The sequence below is a fragment of the Pseudomonas izuensis genome (genome assembly GCF_002356535.2).
Classification (GTDB): Bacteria; Pseudomonadota; Gammaproteobacteria; order Pseudomonadales; family Pseudomonadaceae; genus Aquipseudomonas; species Aquipseudomonas izuensis.
On sequence record NZ_AP017423.2, the window covers coordinates 5288586 to 5310000 of the forward strand.

17 protein-coding genes and 2 rRNA genes (1 of these 19 running past the window's edge) are annotated in these 21415 nt (G+C 57.7%); 5 read left to right on the top strand and 14 right to left on the bottom strand.

Annotated features, from left to right (window positions below):
• Nucleotides 1-38: 38 nt before the first annotated feature.
• Nucleotides 39-1649: an ATP-binding protein gene (locus tag LAB08_RS23495; protein WP_096509471.1), complete on the bottom strand. Its 1611-nt coding sequence runs from the start codon at nt 1647-1649 to the stop codon at nt 39-41.
• Nucleotides 1646-2368 carry a response regulator gene (locus LAB08_RS23500; protein WP_096509470.1) on the bottom strand — a complete coding sequence of 241 codons (723 nt, stop codon included), beginning with the start codon at nt 2366-2368 and terminating at the stop codon, nt 1646-1648. Before LAB08_RS23500 ends, LAB08_RS23495 begins: the two co-directional genes overlap by 4 nt.
• A 736-nt stretch (nt 2369-3104) precedes the next feature.
• On the opposite strand from LAB08_RS23500, the gene LAB08_RS23505 reads away from it, so the two are divergent.
• Nucleotides 3105-5999, top strand: a complete 2895-nt coding sequence (locus LAB08_RS23505) for a ribonucleoside-diphosphate reductase subunit alpha (RefSeq protein WP_096509469.1) — start codon at nt 3105-3107, stop codon at nt 5997-5999.
• Nucleotides 6000-6287: 288 nt separating this feature from the next.
• Here LAB08_RS23505 and flgE read toward each other — a convergent pair whose 3' ends face one another.
• The 6 genes from flgE to LAB08_RS23535 form a co-directional block, all read right to left on the bottom strand.
• Complete coding sequence (flgE, locus tag LAB08_RS23510; RefSeq protein WP_096509468.1) at nt 6288-7604, bottom strand: flagellar hook protein FlgE; 1317 nt, start codon at nt 7602-7604, stop codon at nt 6288-6290.
• 31 nt (nt 7605-7635) lie between these two features.
• Nucleotides 7636-8358, bottom strand: coding sequence for a flagellar hook assembly protein FlgD (flgD, locus tag LAB08_RS23515; protein ID WP_096509467.1), 723 nt, complete (start codon nt 8356-8358; stop codon nt 7636-7638).
• A 15-nt stretch (nt 8359-8373) separates the two neighbouring features.
• Nucleotides 8374-8817 carry a flagellar basal body rod protein FlgC gene (flgC, locus tag LAB08_RS23520; protein ID WP_096509466.1) on the bottom strand — a complete coding sequence of 148 codons (444 nt, stop codon included), beginning with the start codon at nt 8815-8817 and terminating at the stop codon, nt 8374-8376.
• Between the two features lie 3 nt (nt 8818-8820).
• Nucleotides 8821-9228: a flagellar basal body rod protein FlgB gene (gene flgB / locus LAB08_RS23525; RefSeq protein WP_096509465.1), complete on the bottom strand. Its 408-nt coding sequence runs from the start codon at nt 9226-9228 to the stop codon at nt 8821-8823.
• A 261-nt stretch (nt 9229-9489) separates the two neighbouring features.
• Nucleotides 9490-10317, bottom strand: coding sequence for a protein-glutamate O-methyltransferase CheR (gene cheR / locus LAB08_RS23530; protein ID WP_096509464.1), 828 nt, complete (start codon nt 10315-10317; stop codon nt 9490-9492).
• 46 nt (nt 10318-10363) lie between these two features.
• A complete protein-coding gene (locus LAB08_RS23535; protein WP_007980130.1) occupies nt 10364-11296 on the bottom strand; it encodes a chemotaxis protein CheV in 933 nt (310 codons plus the stop codon).
• A gap of 83 nt (nt 11297-11379) precedes the next feature.
• Here LAB08_RS23535 and flgA point away from each other — a divergent pair, with 83 nt between their 5' ends.
• The 4 genes from flgA to LAB08_RS23555 all read left to right on the top strand — a co-directional run bounded on the left by flgA (nt 11380) and on the right by LAB08_RS23555 (nt 14002).
• Complete coding sequence (gene flgA / locus LAB08_RS23540; protein WP_096509463.1) at nt 11380-12141, top strand: flagellar basal body P-ring formation chaperone FlgA; 762 nt, start codon at nt 11380-11382, stop codon at nt 12139-12141.
• 179 nt (nt 12142-12320) lie between these two features.
• Nucleotides 12321-12647, top strand: coding sequence for a flagellar biosynthesis anti-sigma factor FlgM (gene flgM / locus LAB08_RS23545; protein WP_096509462.1), 327 nt, complete (start codon nt 12321-12323; stop codon nt 12645-12647).
• Between the two features lie 48 nt (nt 12648-12695).
• Complete coding sequence (locus tag LAB08_RS23550; RefSeq protein WP_096509461.1) at nt 12696-13163, top strand: flagella synthesis protein FlgN; 468 nt, start codon at nt 12696-12698, stop codon at nt 13161-13163.
• A gap of 92 nt (nt 13164-13255) precedes the next feature.
• Nucleotides 13256-14002, top strand: coding sequence for a flagellar brake protein (locus LAB08_RS23555; protein ID WP_096509460.1), 747 nt, complete (start codon nt 13256-13258; stop codon nt 14000-14002).
• Between the two features lie 64 nt (nt 14003-14066).
• Here LAB08_RS23555 and LAB08_RS23560 read toward each other — a convergent pair whose 3' ends face one another.
• The 6 genes from LAB08_RS23560 to LAB08_RS23585 form a co-directional block, all read right to left on the bottom strand.
• Nucleotides 14067-15428, bottom strand: coding sequence for an MFS transporter (locus tag LAB08_RS23560; RefSeq protein ID WP_096509459.1), 1362 nt, complete (start codon nt 15426-15428; stop codon nt 14067-14069).
• 69 nt (nt 15429-15497) lie between these two features.
• Nucleotides 15498-16739, bottom strand: coding sequence for a glutamine synthetase family protein (locus LAB08_RS23565; protein WP_172901658.1), 1242 nt, complete (start codon nt 16737-16739; stop codon nt 15498-15500).
• 216 nt (nt 16740-16955) lie between these two features.
• Nucleotides 16956-17648, bottom strand: coding sequence for a sensor histidine kinase (locus tag LAB08_RS23570; protein ID WP_096509457.1), 693 nt, complete (start codon nt 17646-17648; stop codon nt 16956-16958).
• Nucleotides 17645-19249, bottom strand: a complete 1605-nt coding sequence (locus tag LAB08_RS23575; RefSeq protein ID WP_096509456.1) for a tetratricopeptide repeat-containing response regulator — start codon at nt 19247-19249, stop codon at nt 17645-17647. Before LAB08_RS23575 ends, LAB08_RS23570 begins: the two co-directional genes overlap by 4 nt.
• A gap of 352 nt (nt 19250-19601) precedes the next feature.
• A 5S ribosomal RNA gene (gene rrf, locus LAB08_RS23580) occupies nt 19602-19717 on the bottom strand.
• A 156-nt stretch (nt 19718-19873) separates the two neighbouring features.
• Nucleotides 19874-21415, bottom strand: a 23S ribosomal RNA gene (locus LAB08_RS23585) (it continues 1350 nt past the right edge of the window).

Below are 21415 nucleotides of genomic sequence, written 5' to 3' on the forward strand. Positions count from 1 at the left end.
GCTTGCTCGCGATGGGGCCCGAACAGACAACAAATAACTCAGCGCTTCTCCTGATTCCTCGGCCAACTCAAACTGAAACAGGCACCGCCCAGGCTTTTGCTCTTGCCGATCAATGCCCGCCCGTCATGCCAATGAATGATGCGCCGCACAATCGACAGGCCCAAGCCATGCCCGCCTGATGCACGGGTCCGGCTGTCATCGAGGCGCAGGAACGGGGTGAAGATTTTCTCCCAGGCCAATTCCGGCACGCCCGGCCCATCATCCTCGACATCCACCCGACAACGTTGCTGCCCCACCTGATAACTGATGGTTACCCGTGATTGCGCATGACGCATGGCATTGCTGACAAGGTTCTGCAGTGCCCGATGCAAATAGCGCGGCTCGGCCTCGACCCAGGCATCGTCGCAGTCGGCGGCCGACAGGCACAAGCCACGCTGCACCGTGACATCGGCACGCAACGGCGCCAGCTCCCCAATCACCTGATTGACCAGGGCATCCAGGTCGACGCGTTGAAAATTCAGTGCTGGCGAGCCTTGCTCCAGCCGCGCATAGGTCAACATCTCGTCCACCAGACGGTCGAGGTCCTCGATGTCGTGATCCATGCCCTCGCAATATTTCTCCAGGGCTTGCGGCGTGGTCGCCGAACCAATCATTTCCAGGCCAAAACGCAAGCGCGCTACCGGCGTGCGCAGTTCGTGGGAAACGGCGCGCACCAGTTCCCGCTGGATTGCCAGCAGTTGCTGCAAGTGCTCGGCCATGCCGTTGAACGCCGACGCCAGCCGCCCCACCGAGTCCGCGCCGCGCGCCGGTACGCGGGTTTCCAGGCTGCCCTTGGCGATGCGCGTGGCGGCGGCTTCCAGTCCACGCAAGCGGCGCTCCAGTTGCCGCACCAGCAGGTAGACAATCAAGCCGATCAGGGTCAGGCCCAGCGCCGCGATCAGCACCAGCCACTCCGGCGGATAAGGATTCATCTGATACAAGGGCCCGATTTCCAGCACCCACGGCGTGCCGACCATGCCGGCGAACACCCGGACCGAATCGCCGCCCTTGCCCAGCGCCATCACCGTGTCGCCTTCGGATACCCGGCGGCTCTGGTCCTCATCCATGTCGGCGTCTTCCACCGTAACCAGCCGCAAGTCGAAACCAAAGCCCTTGTCCTGCTTCAATTGCGCCAGGCGCACCGGTTGCTCGCCCACCGGGTAGCGCACCAATTCATCGGTCAACAGGTAAATCGTCGCCCGGGCCAATTGTTCGCTGATCTGCTGGACCTCACCGGTGAGCACCAGTTGTTCCTTGTCACTGACCAGGCGGTAAACCTTTGCCGCATGCGGGCCGGTCTGCTCCACCAACGCCTGGCCATGCAGCACGCGGGTACGCTGCGTGAGATCGAGGTCGGTCTGGTTGAAGGTTTTCAGCGCCAGCGGAATCCCCAGCAGCCGTTCCCACACCACTAGCGCCCGGTGGCGCTCGGTTTCGTTCATCGGTTGCAGGTTGTCGGCCATCAGCGAAAACGTGCCATGGGCCAGGCGTTCGCGATATTGCTCGCCGCGCACCTGGTTGAGCATGTGCAGCGCCAGCACACCGAGCACTGCCACCAGAATCAACGCGGCGCACATGCCGCCATAGATGCGCAGGAAGATCGAGTTCACAGGGACGAATCTACGCAGGCCTCGGGAACGAACAGGTAACCTTTGCTGCGGACAGTCTTGATCAGGCGCGGATGCTCCGGGTCATCGCCGATTTTCGGCCGGATACGCGAGATGCGCACGTCGATGGAGCGGTCCTGTCCGTCATAGCCGATACCGCGCAGCGCGGTGAAGATTTCTTCCCGGGAGAGAATGCGGCCGGCGTTGGCCACCAACAACCAGAGCAAATCGAACTCGGCGCTGGTCAGCTCGATGCCGTTGTCATTCAGCCAGGCCTCACGCAACGCGTTGTCCACCACCAATGGGCCGAATTGCAGCCGGCGCTGTTTTTCCGGGACGACCTCGGGTGTTTCACTGCGTCGCAACAACGCCTGGATGCGCGCCAGCAGCAAGCGCGGACGCACCGGTTTGCATACGTAATCGTCTGCGCCAAGGTCCAGGCCGAGGATCTGGTCGGTGTCGTCGGTACGCGCGGTGAGCATCAGGATCGGGCCGTCATAGCGGTCGCGAACCTTACGACAAATACTCAGGCCATCTTCGCCAGGGAGCATCAGGTCAAGGATCACCAGGTCCGGCTGCTCCTTGATGATGCGCGCCGCCGCCAGGGCGCCATTCCCCTCGATCGACACACGCAGGCCATTGGCTTCCAGGTAATCGCGAGTCAGTTCGGCCAGACGCTGGTCGTCCTCGACAATCAATACCTGCCAGGCTTCTTGCTCCACGGGTGACCTCTACTTGCCAATTTCTCTAATAAGGAAGGATCCACCCGTCTTTTTGTAATGATGGGGGTGGATAAATTGCCTGCATGCTGGCCGATTGTATAAACGTCGCCCGCACAGAACACAAGCTGGTAAATGCGTTCGGACAAGACGTTTTTTTGTGATAGGGTTCGCGCCCTTAAAAATCCGAATGGCTGTTTTCAGTCGCTGAAAATGAGTGAAAAACAGTCCGCTCCAGCTACTTCGCGGCCTACACGCCCGCGCCATCTTTCACACACAATTTACGCACAGGTTTATCCACAGGCAGTACGTTGCAACACCCTCCAAAACGCATTATCTTGTAGCTCGGCGCTAAAAAAACCCTACATGTAGGGTTTTAGCTTAAAAGCCCAACCACATTTCAGACCCTGAACTCAAGCGCTTTATTGCCTGTTCAGGGTTGAACCAAGCACGATTTTACAAGCCCAAACCGCAGCTGCGGATGGCACCGTTTATTTCAGGCCCGAATGGCCGGAACGGTACGGGTGTTGCAGTCATAACTGGCACCCCTGAAAGGAATCCGGCATCGAGCTCAGGCTCGCTGCCAAAGACTTCGGCAAGGAAGCGGCATCATTAGCCTTTTTCCTACTGTCCCGAAGTTGTTATACCCGACGCCACGTCGGTTGTAGTGCTTCAGGACAGAACGGTGGGCATCGTCAAGGTGCCCAAACAAACATAGAGAATGTGGAGACAACCCCCCATGCAAACCGACACAACTCGCGAGAACCCGCAGGGCACCTTGCCGCAGGCCGCTGATTCGAATTCGGATCTGTCCGCCACTGCGCCTGGCCAACTGCGCGTGATCAAGCGTAACGGCACTGTCGTTCCTTACACCGATGACAAGATCACCGTCGCCATCACCAAAGCGTTCCTCGCAGTTGAGGGCGGTACCGCTGCCGCTTCGTCGCGAATCCACGACACCGTTGCCCGCCTGACCGAACAGGTCACTGCCACCTTCAAGCGTCGCATGCCATCGGGCGGCACCATCCACATCGAAGAAATCCAGGACCAGGTCGAACTGGCCCTGATGCGCGCCGGCGAGCAGAAAGTCGCTCGCGACTACGTGATCTACCGTGACTCCCGTGCCAAAGAGCGCGCTTCGCACGCTCCAGCCGAGGAAGCGGTCAACGCTCACCCGTCCATCCGTATCACCCGCGCCGACGGCAGCCTTGCGCCACTGGACATGGGCCGCCTGAACACCATCGTCACCGAAGCGTGCGAAGGCCTGGAAGAAGTCGACGGCGACCTGATCCAGCGCGAAACCCTGAAAAACCTGTACGACGGCGTGGCCCTGAACGACGTCAACACCGCTCTGGTGATGACTGCCCGTACCCTGGTTGAACGCGAGCCGAACTACTCGTTCGTCACCGCTCGCCTGCTGATGGACACCCTGCGTGCCGAAGGCTTGGGCTTCCTCGGTGTGGCCGAGAGCGCCACTCACCACGAAATGGCCGACCTGTACGCCAAGGCCCTGCCTGCCTACGTCGCCAAGGGTATCGAATACGAATTGCTGAACCCGGTTCTGGCCGAATTCGACCTGGAGAAACTGGGTAAGGCGATCAATCACGAGCGCGACCAGCAGTTCACCTACCTGGGCCTGCAAACCCTGTACGACCGTTACTTCATCCACAAGGATGGCGTGCGTTTCGAACTGCCGCAGATCTTCTTCATGCGCGTGGCCATGGGCCTGGCAATCGAAGAGAAAGACCGCGAAGCCCGCGCCATCGAGTTCTACAACCTGCTGTCGTCCTTCGACTACATGGCATCGACGCCGACCCTGTTCAACGCCGGTACCCTGCGTCCACAGCTGTCGAGCTGCTACCTGACCACCGTGCCGGATGACCTGTCGGGCATCTACCACGCGATCCACGACAACGCCATGCTGTCGAAATTCGCCGGTGGCCTGGGCAACGACTGGACGCCGGTTCGTGCGCTGGGTTCGTACATCAAGGGCACCAACGGCAAATCCCAGGGCGTCGTGCCGTTCCTGAAAGTTGTGAACGACACCGCCGTCGCCGTTAACCAGGGTGGCAAGCGCAAGGGCGCTGTCTGTGCCTACCTGGAAACCTGGCACATGGACATCGAAGAGTTCATCGAGCTGCGCAAGAACACCGGTGATGACCGTCGTCGTACCCACGACATGAACACCGCCAACTGGATCCCTGACCTGTTCATGAAGCGTGTCTTCGATGACGGCAAGTGGACCCTGTTCTCGCCATCGGAAGTACCGGACCTGCACGACCTGACCGGCAAGGCCTTCGAAGAGCGCTACGAGTACTACGAAGCCCTGACCGAGTACCCGGGCAAGGTCAAGCTGTTCAAGACCATCCAGGCCAAAGACCTGTGGCGCAAGATGCTGTCCATGCTGTTCGAAACCGGCCACCCATGGCTGACCTTCAAGGACCCGTGCAACCTGCGCAGCCCGCAGCAGCACGTCGGCGTGGTCCACAGCTCGAACCTGTGCACCGAGATCACCTTGAACACCAACAAGGACGAGATCGCCGTTTGCAACCTGGGCTCGATCAACCTGCCGAACCACATCGTGGGCGGCAAGCTCGACACCGCCAAGCTGCAACGCACCGTGAACACCGCCGTGCGCATGCTCGATAACGTGATCGACATCAACTACTACTCGGTGCCGCAAGCGAAGAACTCCAACTTCAAGCACCGTCCGGTCGGTCTGGGCATCATGGGCTTCCAGGACGCGCTGTACCTGCAGCACATCCCTTACGGTTCCGACGCTGCCGTCGAGTTCGCCGACAAGTCGATGGAAGCGGTCAGCTACTACGCGATCCAGGCTTCCTGCGACCTGGCCGATGAGCGCGGCGCGTACGAGACCTTCCAGGGTTCGCTGTGGTCCAAGGGCATCCTGCCACTGGACTCGCAACAGATCCTGATCGAAGCCCGTGGCCAGAAGTACATCGACGTTGACCTGAACGAAACCCTGGACTGGGCACCTGTGCGCGCCCGTGTGCAGAAAGGTATCCGTAACTCCAACATCATGGCCATCGCACCGACCGCGACCATCGCCAACATCACCGGCGTTTCGCAGTCGATCGAACCGACCTACCAGAACCTGTATGTGAAATCGAACCTGTCGGGCGAATTCACCGTGATCAACCCGTACCTGGTTCGCGACCTCAAGGCTCGCGGTCTGTGGGATTCGGTCATGATCAACGACCTGAAGTACTACGATGGTTCCGTGCAACAGATCGAGCGCATCCCGCAAGAACTCAAAGAGCTCTACGCGACTGCCTTCGAAGTGGACACCAAGTGGATCGTTGACGCGGCAAGCCGTCGTCAGAAGTGGATCGACCAGGCTCAGTCGCTGAACCTGTACATCGCCGGCGCTTCGGGCAAGAAGCTGGACGTGACCTACCGCATGGCCTGGTACCGTGGTCTGAAAACCACTTACTACCTCCGTGCCCTGGCCGCGACCAGCACCGAGAAGTCGACCATCAACACCGGCAAGCTGAACGCTGTTTCCAGCGGCGGCAACCACGGTGACGATTCGGTCCTGGCAGCACCTGCCGGTCCTGCTCCAGTGCCGAAGGCTTGCGCCATTGACGAGCCGGATTGCGAAGCTTGCCAATAAGCTGAGCCGGTAGGCGCTCAAAGGCGCTTACCTGAAACCCCCGATTAGTCCTCTGGATTGGTCGGGGGTTTTCTTTTGCCTCAAGGAAATGTGGTGACCTGTTTGACGCTTTCGCGAGCAGGCTCGCTCCCACAGTGGATTTGCGGCGCTCAGACGTTCTAATGTGGGAGCGAGCCTGCTCGCGAAGGCGTCAGTACAGACAAGCAGAACCTTGGCCCCTGACAAAAACACAGCCATAAAAAACCCCTCTTGCGAGGGGTTCTTTTTGCAGCAATCAGCCAACCAGTATCAGGTCATCTGAATAATGGTCTGCATGATGGTGCTCTGGGTGGAGATGGTCTTGGCGTTCGCCTGGTAGTTGCTCTGCGCCTTGATCAGGTCGACCAGTTCACTGGTCAGGTTGACGTTGGACTCTTCCAGCGAGTTCGATTGGATCTGCCCCAGGGTACCGGTGTTCGGTGCATCGTAGCCCGGGATACCCGACGAGTAGGTTTCTTTCCAGCTGGTGCCACCTACAGGCTGCAAACCCTGTTCGTTGGTGAAACTGGCGAGCGAAATCTGGCCGATGGCCTTGGTCTGGCTGTTGCTGAAGTTGGCGAGCATCACACCGCTGGTGTCGATGGTCAGGTTGGTGATCTGACCCGTCGCGTAACCGTTCTGCACAGGAATCGAACGCGCGGTGTCGGCGTTGAACTGTGTGGTATTGCTCATGGAAATCGTCACACCGGCCGGGTCGGCGGCGGCGCCGTTGGGTGCCCACACGCCATTGGTCACGGTACCGGGAATCCAGCCGGAGACCTTCAGGTCAGGGCTGACGATCGGCACAGGGAGCGCAGGAGTGGTCACCGAGACCAGCTTGCCGGAGGTGTCGAATACCATGTCCGAAGGAACCGGCGGCGAAGCTGCAAGCGTAGGGTCGCTGCCATCCGGGTTGCGACCATCGATCAGGGTGTAGGTTTTCCAGGTGTTCGCACCGGTCTTGACCATGAATTGATCCATGGTGTGCTGGTTACCCTGAGTGTCGTAAATCGGGGTGCTGAACTGCTTGGTGAAGGACGCCTGCTTGCTCGGGTCGAACGGGTTGGCAACCTGGTCGATATCCGGCGCCGTGGAATTGAGGTTGATTGTCGACGAAACGCTGGTGGTGGTTTTCGGCGCCAGGTTCGACGTGTCAATGCGCAGATCGGTCAATACGCCATTGAGGATCTTGCCATTGGCATCCACACCATAACCCTGCAGACGCGCAGAGCCATCGGTGTTGGTGACGTAACCGTCCTTGTCGACCTTGAACGTACCGGCACGGGTGTAGGACAGCGAGCCATTGCTGTTCAGCACGAAGAAACCGGAACCGTTGATACCCATGTCCAGCACGTTGCCCGTGTTGTTGATATCACCCTGGGTGAACTGTTGCGAAACGTTGGCCAGGCGCACGCCGTTACCGGTGGTTTTACTGCCGGAGCCCAGTTTGGTGGCCGAGTAAACGTCTTCGAATTCTGCACGGGACGATTTGAAACCGGTGGTCGCAACGTTGGCGATGTTGTTGCCGGTCACGTCCAGTTGTTTGTTGGATGCATAGAGACCGCTAAGGCCGATATTGAAAGACATATTCCACTCCTTTGTGCCGTGTTAGTCGGCCCTACATACCAATGGTTTGTACTTTGGACAGGGCGATGCTGCCCAGCCCGGCGAGGTTGAGCATCAATTCACCGCCGGTCTGGCTGATGGTCACGCTGCTGACGGTCGCCGGCAGGTTCGTCACCAGGGAGGTCGCCTTGCCGTCGTAGGTCGCGGTGGCGTTGAAGGTGTACGTACCGGCCTTGGCCACTTCACCGGCATCGTTCTTGCCATCCCAGATGAAACTGGCGTTGCCGGCTTGTTGAGAGCCCAGGTTGATGGTGCGGATAACCTTACCGTCGGTATCGGTGATCTTGAGGGAGACCGGGTCTGCCGACGCCGGTACCGCGATAGTGCCGTTGAGGCTCTTGGCGGTATCGACCACAGCCTTGTCGCCCGGCGCGATGACCGAACGCCCGACCAGCGACGAAGCCTGCAACGCCTGGGACGAGTTGTAGTTGCCGGCGATGCCCGACACGGTGCTATTGAGCGTGGTAATGCCTTCCAGACTGCTGAACTGTGCCAATTGGGCAACGAATGCACCGTTGTCCTGTGGCTCCAACGGGTTCTGGTTTTTCAGCTGCGTCACCAGCAGTTGCAGGAACGCATCCTTGCCCAGGGACTTATTGCCGGTGGCGCTGTTCGTCGCGGACGCCAGGCCGTCGGCACTGGTGTTGGTCTTGATCGAAGAGTTGGCAAGGATATCTTTGAGGCTAAGGCTGCTGGTGGTATCGGTAACACTCATCTGAGTCGCCCCTTATCACTGACCGAGGGTCAGGACCTTCTGCATCATGGTTTTGGCGGTGTTCATCATTTCGGCGTTGGTCTGGAACGAACGACTCGCGGAAATCATGTCGGCCATCTCTTCCACCACGTTGACGTTCGGGTAATAGACATAGCCCTTGGCATCGGCAGCCGGATGGTTCGGCTCGTAGCGCGCCTCAAGGTTGCTCTGGTCTTCGACCACGCCCAGCACTTGTACGCCTTGCCCGGCGGCTTCCTGGTTCTGGAACAGCGAATCGCTGCCGCCGCTCTGGCCGCCCTGGAACATGGTGGCGAACACCGGATGACGCGCACGGTAGGTCTGGTCGATGCTCGACGAGACCGTCTCGGCGTTGGCGATGTTCGAAGCGACGGTGTTCAAACGCGTGGTCTGGGCACTCATGCCGCTACCGGCAATGTTGAAAACACTGGATAGGGACATGACTTACTCTCCGCGCAGGGCTGACACCAGCCCTTTGAACTTGCTATTGAGCAGGGTGAAGCTGGCCTGGAAGTTGACCGCGTTTTCCGCGTAGTTCGACTGCTCCAGTTGGGCGTCCACGGTGTTCTGGTCAATCGACGGTTGCATCGGCGTGCGGTACATCAGCGATTCTTCGCCGTTGCCCAGGCCTTCGGCTTCGATATGACGGCTGTTGGTCATGTTCAAGGCGAACGTGCCGTTTTTGGCTTTATCGTTCTGCGCCTCGAGCACTTTCGAGAACTCCAGATCCCGCGCCTTGTAGTTCGGGGTATCGGCGTTGGCAATGTTGTTGGCCAGGACTTCGGCACGCTGGGCGCGGAAGCCCAATGCCTTTTCGTGAATGCCGAGCGCTCTATCGAAGCTGATGCTCATGTCGGGAAACCTTCGGGTGACCTGATTTTTCGTACGATGAACTTAGCAAGCGTCATGCCAATTCAAAAAAGCCCGTAAACCGGGGCTTTGCGGGCAGTGGCAACGCGGCAATGCCAGAAAAGCGGCAACCGGTTTCCGCTGGATGCCGCTTTTCTGCCGCTTGGCTACCTTTTCAAGAACACCCGCTCCCACAGGGAATATCAACAGACATAAAAAAACGGGAGTCCCTGAGGACTCCCGCTTTTCGATACCGCCAATCCATCACTTCGCCTGGTAAATGATCCCCGGACTGCACTGGACCATCTGGTAATGATCCGGCAACCCGTTCAGCGCTTCGGAAGCACCGAGGAACAGATAACCGCCCGGCTTCAACGTGCTGTGAATGCGCAACAGGATGTCCTTCTTCACTTCAGCAGAGAAGTAGATCAGCACGTTGCGGCAGAACACGATATCGAACTTGCCGAGGCTCGCGTAACTGTCCAGCAGGTTGAACGAACGGAATTCCACCCGGCTCTTGATCGGCGCCTTGATGGCCCAGCGCCCCGGCCCCTTGGGGTCGAAATAGCGCTGCAGCCGCTCGGGCGACAGACCGCGACCGATGGCCAGGCTGTCGTATTCGCCGGTCTTGCAGTTGGTCAGCATGGTGCCGGACAGATCGGTGGCCACAATCTGCGCACCCATCTTCAATTGCCCGACATTGCTGCGCTCGAACTCGTCGATGGACATCGACAGCGAGTACGGCTCCTGACCTGACGAACACGCCGCCGACCAGATTCGCAGCCGCTGACCGGGACTGGCCTTGATTGCTTCAGGCAGCACCTTGTTCTTCAAGACTTCAAATGGATAGGTGTCACGAAACCACAGGGTTTCGTTGGTCGTCATCGCGTCCACCACCATCTCGCGCAACCCGCTGCGCGGTTGGGTCTGGATGCGTTGAACCAACTCACCCAGGGACTTGATGCCTTGCTGCTCCATCAGTTTGTTGAGACGGCTCGAGACCAGATACTGCTTGTTTTCACCGAGCAAAATGCCACAGGCTTTTTCCAGGAATACCCGGAACTGTTCGAAATCCAAATTACCCGTAGACAATGCTGCCGCCTCTTAAATCGTGTTGACTGCCAGGGGCCCGACGCCCCTAGCTGATATCTGCTGCTTTGATCCGGTCGACTACCCGGGATGCCAGGTCATCAGGACGGAATTTGGCCAGGAAGTCATCGGCACCGACTTTCTTGACCATCGCCTGATTGAACACGCCCGACAACGAAGTATGCAGGATGATATGAAGCTTTTGCATGCGAGGGTCGTTGCGGATCTCCGCCGTCAGGGTGTACCCGTCCATCTCCGGCATCTCGATGTCGGAGATCATCATCAGGAACTCTTCTTCCGGCTTCTTGCCCTCGTCGACCAGTTTGCGCAGGTAATCCAGCGCTTGCCGGCCATCGTTCAACGCCACCACTTCGACACCGACTGTTTGCAGACAACGCGTGACCTGCTTGCGCGCCACCGACGAATCGTCGACCGTCAGCACGCGCAACGAAAGCGCCTTGTGCTGTGTTTCGACATCCACCACGCCGACGGAAATCGCTTCCGGTGTCGGCGCCACTTCCGCCAGCACCTTCTCGACGTCGATGATTTCGACCAACTGATTGTCGACCCGCGTCACCGCCGTCAGGTAGTGATCGCGACCGGTCCCCTTGGGTGGCGGATGAATCTCCTCCCAGTTCATGTTGACGATGCGCTCCACCGAGCGCACCAGGAACCCTTGGGTCTTGGTGTTGTACTCCGTAATGATCACGAAGGGATTGTTCTTGTCCTTCAAAGCACCGGAGCCGGTCGCCATTGCCAGATCAAGGATCGGAATGGTCGCCCCCCGAATGTTCGCCACGCCGCACACGACAGGACTGGACTTGGGCATCAGCGTCAGTTTGGGGCATTGCAACACCTCCCGAACCTTGAATACGTTGATCCCGTACAGCTGTTGGCCGTCGAGACGGAACAACAACAGCTCAAGGCGATTCTGCCCCACCAGTTGCGTGCGCTGGTTCACCGAATCCATTACACCAGCCATGCCCAGACTCCTACACCAACGCCAAGTGTTGTTGCGACGCACCTTCATCACTAAACGGCACGGCGCTTGCTTTTTTAATCGTTATGAACACAGAACCGACATTTTTTCGACGCCTGACCACACCCTGCCGCAAATTGCTCGGCGTGTTAGCGGCTGTTTGCCTGTTCAACGCTGGCAGCCCTGCCCTTGCTGACGCGGTTACCTTGCCTGACATGCTTATCGGCGTCACTCAGGGCTTTCTTGAATTCACCGTAGAAGACTATCTGGCCACCAGTCAAACGGAAGGTCGTTACGAAATTCAGGTCAACCAACTCGACCCGCGCCTACGCATGCCGATGTGCGACAAGGAATTGACAGCCTCGCTGGAGAGTCCGGCCAAGCCGTTGGGGCGGGTCACGGTCAAGGTGCGTTGCGAGGGCGCTTCCCCTTGGACAGTCTTCGTACCTGCTCAAGTCCGCCTGTTTCGCGATGTCGTGACCACCACCCGCCCCTTGCGGCGCGCCGGCATTGTCGAGCCTGGAGATGTCATTTTGCGCGAGCGGGACATCAGCGCGATCAACCAGGGTTACCTGACCTCCATGGACCAGGCAGTCGGGCAACGGCTTACCCGACCAATGGTCGCCGACCAGGTCATCACACTGGTGCACCTCGAACAGGCGGAAGTCATTCGCAAGGGTGATCAAGTGGTCATTACCGCCCGCAGTGGCACGCTCAGCGTGCGCATGCCTGGCGAAGCACTGTCCAACGGCGGTATGAGCGAACAGATCCGGGTGAAAAACCTCAACTCCCAACGCGTTATCAAGGCGCAGGTCACCGCGCCGGGCCAGGTGGAGGTTTCAATGTAAGCGGCCATGCTGGGCTCTTTGTTCGTGAAGATGTGGCGCTGGCCATGGCTGTTCCCTAAACTGTGCTCCATGCAGGGCAAGCGCTGGCGCGCGCGAGCTCTATTGATAATTGGGCCTAAAGTTTTACGGGGAATGGCCGAAAACATGGCAAGCGTCCAAATTCCCAGAGGTTTTTTATCATGGTCATCGATTTCAGCCGTTTGAACAGCTCCTCGTCACTGACGGGCAGTACTCGTACCAGCGCTGCCAAGGACACTGCCGATACCGGCAAATCCGCGCCGCTGAATACCCAGGCCGAGCAGGCCGGTACGGCTACAGTCGGGGAATCGGTACATCTCAGCAATGAGGCTCAACAGTTGCAGAAGGTCACTGATACGCTGCGCGATCAGCCTGCCGTCGACAAAGCCCGTGTGGCCGAGTTGAAAGCAGCGATTGCCGATGGCAGCTATAAAGTCGACAGCAACCGTGTAGCCAGCAAACTGCTCAACTTCGAAGCCCAGCGCTAGGCCACGGCCCGCGCCAGGCTTTTGGACGCTTAAAACCCAAGGCCAGCCATGCACGACACCAATTTGCTGCAACTGATCACCGACGATTTTGCTCCAGCGCAACAACTGCTGGAATTACTGCGTACTGAATCCCTCGCCTTGCATGGTCGCGACATGTACCTGCTTGAGGAGATCCTGGCGCAAAAGCAGGCCTTGATCATTTTGCTTGAGCAGCATGGCCGCAAGCGCAGCGAAATCCTCGCCAGCCTCAACCTGCCCACCAATCGTAGCGGTCTGGAGCAACTGGCCAGCCAGTCGAGCGTCGGCCCGGCGCTGCTGGCGCAAAGCGATGTGCTGACCGACCTGTTGGCCCAATGCCAAGCCATCAATGTCAACAACGGCCAGTCGATACTGGTGCAGCAGGCCGCCACGGCCAATCAGCTGAAGATCCTTACCGGCGGTGAACCTCCAGCGCTGTATGACGCCAGCGGATCATTTTCCAAGCTTGTGAAACCGCGCACGCTCAGTCAGGCTTGAGCCTGTCGATGAGCACGCTCTATCAAGACGCGAAACATGCTGGCAAAATGCTGGCCAGCCGTAGTCAAAATTTGTCTGGAGATTGATTAACCGTGTCCAATGCCTTAAATGCGGACGATGCTCCGCAGCCACCCAAGGTGCTCAGCACGCCCCTGGAAATCTCCGGCAACCTTCGCCAGCTGCAAGAAAGCCATGACCCGCTGATCATCACGTTCCATGAGCGCAGCCAGCGCTTCCAGAGCTATCTGGTGGACGTCGACCGTGATCGCAACATGATCGCTCTGGACGAAATGATTCCCCGCGATGGCGAGCGCTACCTGCTGGCTGGCGAGCCGTTCAAGGTCGAAGGCTTCCATGAGGGTGTGCGCATTGCCTGGGAAAGCAATGGCCCGTTATCCATCGACGAATCCGGTGGCAGTCGTTGCTACCGTGGCACGCTGCCCGACGAAGTGGTCTATCACCAGCGCCGCAATGCGTTCCGTGCAGCGCTGAAGCTGGCGCAACTGGTCGACGTCGACCTGGATGGCGAGAAACTCAAGGCACCGATCAGCGGCAAGTTACTGGACATCTCGGCCACCGGTTGCAAATTGCGCTTCGCCGGCGACATCACCGGCAACCTGCAGCTGGGCCAGGTCTATGATCGTTTCATGGCTGCCCTGCCCTTCGGCAAGATGACCGCGCCGGTCGAACTGCGCTACCTGCACTTCGAAGAAAGAATCTCCACCACCTTCGCCGGTGTACGCTTCCATAACATGAGCGGCCTGGTGCAGCGGCAGGTCGAGCGGTTCGTCTATCAGCTGCAACGCGAAGCACGGCGCTTCGACAAAGACGACTTCTGATATAACGCGCCAACAAAAACGGGCAGCCCCTTTGCGGTGACTGCCCGTTTTTTATGCCTGAGTGTTATGGCCTGGCCTCGGTGAAACTTTGCTCCCTTCCCGAATCCGGTTCCTCTGGAGGTGCATCGGTTTGCGGCTGCGGCTCGGAAGTCGGTTCAGAAGGCGGATTCTGCATCTGATCCTGCACCACTTGCTCATCGACCCGCGGATCAAGGCAAGCCACCAGTGGCGAACTCGACATACTGTCCGGCATGGCGACGTGATGCAGTGGCGCATCGTCCACCTGATGCAGATTGGTCACTGCTTTCGGGCGAATTCGCCACACGAGTACCAAGGCGAAGAAACTGAAGAAGGCATAGAGCATCTGGCTGCCGAACAGCTTCATCAGCACACCCGCCGCCAGCGGCCCGATACTGGCACCCACGCCATAGGTGACCAACAACATTGCCGTGAGCGACACCCGGCGATCGGCTTCGACATGGTCATTGGAGAATGCGACTGCCAGCGGATACAAGCAGAACTTCACCAGTGAGCAGAGGAAGCCGGCAATGAACAGCACCTCCAGCGGGACCTGCTTGAGTATCGCCAATGGCAAAGCAGCCAGTGCCAGAACGAAAGCAAAACAGCGGATCAACAGCGCCCGGTCATAACGGTCGGACAGCCAGCCCAACGGCCACTGCACCACCAGGCCGGCGAAAATGCAGCTACCCATGAACAGACCGACCTGCTCGGTGGACAACCCCTGCTGCGAGGCATACAGCGGCGCCAGACCGTAGAACGAACCGATGATCAACCCCGCGCCCAGTACCGTGCTCAGCGACTGAGGCACGCGTTTGATGAAGAATCTGGGCTCCATGGGTGCCGGGTGTAGCGGCGCCGGGTGAATCCGTCGGGTCAGGGCCACTGGCACCAGACACAAGGCAAAGCACAAGGCGACCAGCATCAACAGTTCCAGACCCAGGCCCGGGTGCATGACCAGAATCAGTTGCCCCAACACCAGCCCCAGGTACGAGGCGATCATATAACCACTGAAAACCGTACCGCGCTGTGAGGCTTCGGCCTGCTCGTTAAGCCAGCTCTCGATGACCATGTACTGGCACATCATGCCCAGGCCGACGATGACCCGCAGAAATATCCAGGCCGGCAGCCAATCCACCAAACCGTGCCCAAGCACCGCTGCACCGACGATCCCGGCACACGCCGAATAGGCGCGAATATGCCCGACACGGGCAATCAAGCGGTGGCCAATCTTGCCGCCCAACACCAGGCCGAAATAGTTGGCCGCCATTAACGCACCGACCCACAGACTGTCGACATGGTCGGCCGCCAGGCGCAAGCCCAGGTAAGTACTCAGCAAGCCTGAGCCGATCAACATCATCAGCGAGGCGAAATAAAGCGCTCGAAAGGGTTTCCAGATTTGGCGCATCGGCGTTCCGAGCGGCTCCTTGCAGTGAGAATCAGACTACCGAAACGATAGCCCGATATAGACGGTGCGTCAGGCCTGGGCTGCTAGTACACGCCGTTCCCAGGGGGTAATTTCATCAAGGAAGCTGGTCAGCTCCATGGTCTTCGAAGCGATGTAGCCTTCGATGAATTCCTTGCCGAACAGTTCCTTTGCTAATTGGCTACGTTTCAGACGCTCAAGTGCTGCATGCAAGGTACACGGCAATGAAAGATTGTCCGGTACCTGAAATTCACCCTGGATCGGCTCGCTCGGCTCCAGTTTGTGCTCAATGCCATATAACCCGGCAGCCAGGCTGGCGGCAATCGCCAGATACGGGTTGGCATCGGCGCCCGGCAAGCGGTTCTCGACCCGCCGAGCGACCGGCGAACTGGCCGGAATGCGCAACCCCGCCGCCCGGTTGTCATGGGACCAGCAGGCATTATTCGGTGATGCGTAGGGATGGCACAAGCGCTGATACGAATTCACATTCGGCGCAAACAGGGCGGTGAAGTCCAGCATGCAGGCCTGCTGACCCGCGATGAAATGACGGAAGGTCGCGGTCGGCTGACCCGCCTCATCACTGAACACATTACGTCCCGTGCCGGCCTCGACGATGCTCTGGTGAATATGCATCGAACTGCCCGGCGTATGTGCCAAGGGCTTGGCCATGCAGACCACGGTGAGGTCGTGCTTGAGTGCGACCTCCTTTAACAAATGCTTGAACAGGAACGTCTGGTCGGCCAGTAGCAATGGATCGCCATGCAGCAGGTTGATCTCGAACTGGCTGATGCCCATCTCGTGCATGAAGGTATCGCGAGGCAAGCCCAAAGCGGCCATGCACTTATAGACTTCAGTGAAAAACGGCCGCAAGCCGTTATTGGAACTGACACTGAATGCCGAATGGCCATCTTCGCGTCGACCGTCCAGGCCTACAGGTGGTTGAAAAGGCTGAGTCGGGTCGGTGTTGCGCGCGAAGACAAAAAACTCCAGCTCGGTTGCAACCACCGGCGACAAGCCAAGGGCCTTGTATCGCTTGATAACAGCCTTGAGGTGTCCGCGGGTCGAGAGATTGGAGCTTTCGCCATTCAGTTCGTCCGCATCGCAAATGGCGAACGCTCGCGGTTGCTCGCTCCAGGGCAAGCGATGGATTTGCGCAGGATCTGCAACCAGTGCAAGGTCGCCGTCATCGCTGCCGTAAAAACGCGCTGGCGGATATCCACCCATGATGCATTGCAGCAGCACCCCCCGTGCCATCTGCAAACGCCGTCCCTCGAGGAAACCCTCGCAGGTCATCACTTTACCCCGTGGCACGCCATTCAAATCCGGCGTGACACATTCAATCTCATCAATGCCCGTCAATCGCTGAGCGAGTGAACTCAGGCCATCGGTTGTCATGACGCAATCCTTGTTATTGTGCGAGCCGCGAACGGCAACCTGTACAAAATAGGCTCCGCGTGTTCGGAATATCAAGCAGCGTCAAACAAAAAGCTTCAAGCCCAGGGGAGAAGTTCAAGGCAGATAGAGACTGAAGACGCCCCCACCCAGCGGGCCGCCGTTGCTGATTTCGGTACGGCCACCGACGCCATTGCGTTGATGCAACGCCGCAATCCTTCCGGCAAAGTACAGCCCCAGGCCAGTGCTGCCGCTGCTGTGATTGATGCCCTGCACGTAGTCCGCCTGACGCTCGATCATCTCGACCGGGTAGCCTTCACCGTCGTCATTGATGGTCAGGACCAGTTGTCCGGCTTCGTCGCTGACGCTGATCAACACCGCATGCCGGGCATAACGAATGGCATTGTTGATGCTGTTGGCGAGAACCGAGGCGATCAGCTCTCGATCGAAAAAACCCAGAGGGCTCAAGGGATCGACCTCGAAGGTCGCTGCAATACCGCGGCTGGCAAATACGTCCTGATGACAGGCCAACTGCGCCTCAATGAAGTCATCCAGTTCGTGGTAGGCCGGTTGCAAGGGCATCTGATTCACACCGAGCTTATACAAACCCAGTAACTGCACGAGCATTCCGTTGAGGTGGGCGAACTCGAACTCGATCACGCCCTGCTCCGGAGTATGCCGCGCCGGGTCGGGCAGGTTCGCCAACCATTGGCTGTGCGCCTGCATCAACATGGCCAACGAGTTCTTCATGTCGTGTACGGTCGAAGCGATTACCGTAGAAAAATCCAGGGACTGTTGTTTGTCGTTCATTCGCCAAACGCCTTGCTTTTAAGCTTCTGATAACGCGGATAACGCGTGTCGGTATCAGGCATCAAACCGACCATTTTCAGGCAGCTCCGACATTCTTCGAGTTCGGCCGACGGCACGCTGGTATCGGTGCCATGCAGCAGGGCCTGTGCCAAGTTCAACGCGATACTGATGTTCTTCGGTTGCAGCACCAGGGCTTTGCGGAACACTTCCCGGGCTTCCACCAGGTTACCGGTCTTGTACACGCGAACACCTTGTCGGTTGAGATCAGCGGCGGCGTTACCGGAATTGAGGATAGTCGGGTCATCCGTGAGTTTGGCGATGTCCTTCATGACCGCCGGATCGTCACCGTAGATTTCCACACAGTTTTTCAACATCGACGTGCCGGCCTCTGCCTGACCGAGCATCTGCAATTGCTTGGCCACCAATAACGCAGCCTCCGCACTCATGAACTGCTCCATGCCATCGAGACGCATCAACGCTTGCTCAGTGAGCTTTTCCGCGGTCTCGGCATCGTTGAGCAACAGACTGGTGGCCTTCATCAACCGTGCACGGATCTGCAGGCCGGGGTCGGACGGATTCTCCTTGGCCACCGCGCTCAGCGTTGTATTGATTTCCAGCCGGGTCCGGGTATCCAGGCCTTTTTCACTGCCTTTGCTGATCAAGGCGTGGGCCAGTCCAAGGTTACTTTCAGCATCCTTGAAACGTGATTGAGCGCCTTGGTTAACAGCCTGGCGGTAGGCTTTGGACGCCGTGTCAAAATCTTCGTTGGTCATCGCCAATTTGCCCAACTGTGCCTGGCGACGCACTGCCAAGGGTGACAGGCGAATCGCTTCTTCCAATACTCGTTGAGCTGATTTGGTATCCCCCTCCGCGACCAGCACGTCCGCCATGCCGTCGTAGAGGGCCGGCATCATTGGAAAGACTTTCAGCGCCTTTTCGTAGACGCCTTTGGCCTGAGCCACCTGGCCACGCTTGAACAGCAACTTACCCAAGCCCGCAAATGCCCAAGGCAATGGCCGATCGGCAATGATGCTGTCGTAAAGACGCTCGAGGGCTTCGTTCTGATTCAAGTCGCGCAGCGCATCTGCGCGGTAACGCAGGCACAAAGGCGAATAGCGGATATCTTGCTTGCACAGGGCAATGCAGGCGTTAAGCACCTCAACCGGTTTTCCCCGGTCGAGGGCCTGCAGAATTGGCTTGAGCAGGGTCTTGCGCTGCTCCAGGCGCTCAAGGCGTTGGGCCAGGCCGGAACGGTTGAAAGGCTTGGTCAGATAAGCATCGGGTTCGTGCTCCAGCGCGCTGAGCACCATGGCCTGACTGGTTTCTGCGGTCACCATGACAAATACACTTTCATGGCTGATCAGCTTCTCAATCATCAGGTCTTCGAGCACCTGCTGACCGTTCTTTTTACCATCGCCCAGATGGAAATCCTGCAGGATGAAATCGTAGGATTTCTGCGAGCACATCTTCAATGCCTGCTCGCCGGTGTCGGCTGTATCCACATCCTTGACGCCCAACTCCCGCAGCATTGACCTGACGGAACTGCGGAAGTCCGAAAAATCATCGACGATCAGAAAACTCTTTTGGTGATACGACAACATCGAAGATTTCCAGGCAATTTAAGAGGAAGAACCGAAAGGCAGATACATGAACCAGATCAGCTTCACCGCCCCTTTCAGCGCGCAGATGATAGCTAGTAGCCATAGGCTATCAAGCGATTTCTCTTTGGCAGCCGTAACGATTGGAAGCTGCAAAAATTGAAGATCGCTGTGATCCCATGGTTATCGGCCAGTGGTAGCGTTCTCTTGAAGCATCAGACGTGCATTCGCGGTTTTGCTCGGCAAAAAATCGAGATCGTTGGTGGCGTGGAAACGGGAATTTTCGTCACGCCACTTTTCTGCGGGCAAAACAAAACCCCTACCTGCATACGCAGATAGGGGTTTCGGAATTTAATCTTGACGATGACCTACTCTCACATGGGGAAACCCCACACTACCATCGGCGATGCATCGTTTCACTGCTGAGTTCGGGATGGGATCAGGTGGTTCCAATGCTCTATGGTCGTCAAGAAATTCGGGTACCGAATCGTGGCCAGATGGCCGCGCTTCAGCAAATTGGGCAGGTGATAGAAATCGGTGTTTTGTGAGCGTCGAACTTTCGGTTCGTTTCGTCTTCACACACCGCAATCTGGTCTCTTTCGAGTTCGCAAATTGCTTGGGTGTTATATGGTCAAGCCTCACGGGCAATTAGTATTGGTTAGCTCAACGCCTCACAGCGCTTACACACCCAACCTATCAACGTCGTAGTCTTCGACGGCCCTTCAGGGAACTCAAGGTTCCAGTGAGATCTCATCTTGAGGCTAGTTTCCCGCTTAGATGCTTTCAGCGGTTATCTATTCCGAACATAGCTACCCGGCAATGCCACTGGCGTGACAACCGGAACACCAGAGGTTCGTCCACTCCGGTCCTCTCGTACTAGGAGCAGCCCCTCTCAAATCTCAAACGTCCACGGCAGATAGGGACCGAACTGTCTCACGACGTTCTAAACCCAGCTCGCGTACCACTTTAAATGGCGAACAGCCATACCCTTGGGACCGGCTTCAGCCCCAGGATGTGATGAGCCGACATCGAGGTGCCAAACACCGCCGTCGATATGAACTCTTGGGCGGTATCAGCCTGTTATCCCCGGAGTACCTTTTATCCGTTGAGCGATGGCCCTTCCATACAGAACCACCGGATCACTAAGACCTACTTTCGTACCTGCTCGACGTGTCTGTCTCGCAGTCAAGCGCGCTTTTGCCTTTATACTCTACGACCGATTTCCGACCGGTCTGAGCGCACCTTCGTACTCCTCCGTTACTCTTTAGGAGGAGACCGCCCCAGTCAAACTACCCACCATACACTGTCCTCGATCCGGATAACGGACCTGAGTTAGAACCTCAAAGTTGCCAGGGTGGTATTTCAAGGATGGCTCCACGCGAACTGGCGTCCACGCTTCAAAGCCTCCCACCTATCCTACACAAGCAAATTCAAAGTCCAGTGCAAAGCTATAGTAAAGGTTCACGGGGTCTTTCCGTCTAGCCGCGGATACACTGCATCTTCACAGCGATTTCAATTTCACTGAGTCTCGGGTGGAGACAGCGCCGCCATCGTTACGCCATTCGTGCAGGTCGGAACTTACCCGACAAGGAATTTCGCTACCTTAGGACCGTTATAGTTACGGCCGCCGTTTACCGGGGCTTCGATCAAGAGCTTCGCGTTAGCTAACCCCATCAATTAACCTTCCGGCACCGGGCAGGCGTCACACCCTATACGTCCACTTTCGTGTTTGCAGAGTGCTGTGTTTTTAATAAACAGTCGCAGCGGCCTGGTATCTTCGACCGGCGTGGGCTTACGCAGTAAATGCTTCACCCTCACCGGCGCACCTTCTCCCGAAGTTACGGTGCCATTTTGCCTAGTTCCTTCACCCGAGTTCTCTCAAGCGCCTTGGTATTCTCTACCCAACCACCTGTGTCGGTTTGGGGTACGGTTCCTGGTTATCTGAAGCTTAGAAGCTTTTCTTGGAAGCATGGCATCAACCACTTCGTCACCCAAAGGGTAACTCGTCATCAGCTCTCGGCCTTAGAATCCCGGATTTACCTAAGATTCCAGCCTACCACCTTAAACTTGGACAACCAACGCCAAGCTGGCCTAGCCTTCTCCGTCCCTCCATCGCAATAACCAGAAGTACAGGAATATTAACCTGTTTTCCATCGACTACGCTTTTCA

What these genes read in the sequence shown, in the direction of transcription:
- flgA (WP_096509463.1), top strand. Translation starts at nt 11,380, where the DNA reads ATGAACACAGAACCGACATTTTTTCGACGCCTGACCACACCCTGCCGC.
- flgE (WP_096509468.1), bottom strand. Translation starts at nt 7,604, where the DNA reads ATGTCTTTCAATATCGGCCTTAGCGGTCTCTATGCATCCAACAAACAA.
- flgD (WP_096509467.1), bottom strand. Translation starts at nt 8,358, where the DNA reads ATGAGTGTTACCGATACCACCAGCAGCCTTAGCCTCAAAGATATCCTT.
- LAB08_RS23570 (WP_096509457.1), bottom strand. Translation starts at nt 17,648, where the DNA reads ATGAACGACAAACAACAGTCCCTGGATTTTTCTACGGTAATCGCTTCG.
- flgM (WP_096509462.1), top strand. Translation starts at nt 12,321, where the DNA reads ATGGTCATCGATTTCAGCCGTTTGAACAGCTCCTCGTCACTGACGGGC.
- LAB08_RS23550 (WP_096509461.1), top strand. Translation starts at nt 12,696, where the DNA reads ATGCACGACACCAATTTGCTGCAACTGATCACCGACGATTTTGCTCCA.
- flgB (WP_096509465.1), bottom strand. Translation starts at nt 9,228, where the DNA reads ATGAGCATCAGCTTCGATAGAGCGCTCGGCATTCACGAAAAGGCATTG.
- LAB08_RS23535 (WP_007980130.1), bottom strand. Translation starts at nt 11,296, where the DNA reads ATGGCTGGTGTAATGGATTCGGTGAACCAGCGCACGCAACTGGTGGGG.
- LAB08_RS23560 (WP_096509459.1), bottom strand. Translation starts at nt 15,428, where the DNA reads ATGCGCCAAATCTGGAAACCCTTTCGAGCGCTTTATTTCGCCTCGCTG.
- LAB08_RS23505 (WP_096509469.1), top strand. Translation starts at nt 3,105, where the DNA reads ATGCAAACCGACACAACTCGCGAGAACCCGCAGGGCACCTTGCCGCAG.
- LAB08_RS23575 (WP_096509456.1), bottom strand. Translation starts at nt 19,249, where the DNA reads ATGTTGTCGTATCACCAAAAGAGTTTTCTGATCGTCGATGATTTTTCG.
- flgC (WP_096509466.1), bottom strand. Translation starts at nt 8,817, where the DNA reads ATGTCCCTATCCAGTGTTTTCAACATTGCCGGTAGCGGCATGAGTGCC.
- LAB08_RS23565 (WP_172901658.1), bottom strand. Translation starts at nt 16,739, where the DNA reads ATGACCTGCGAGGGTTTCCTCGAGGGACGGCGTTTGCAGATGGCACGG.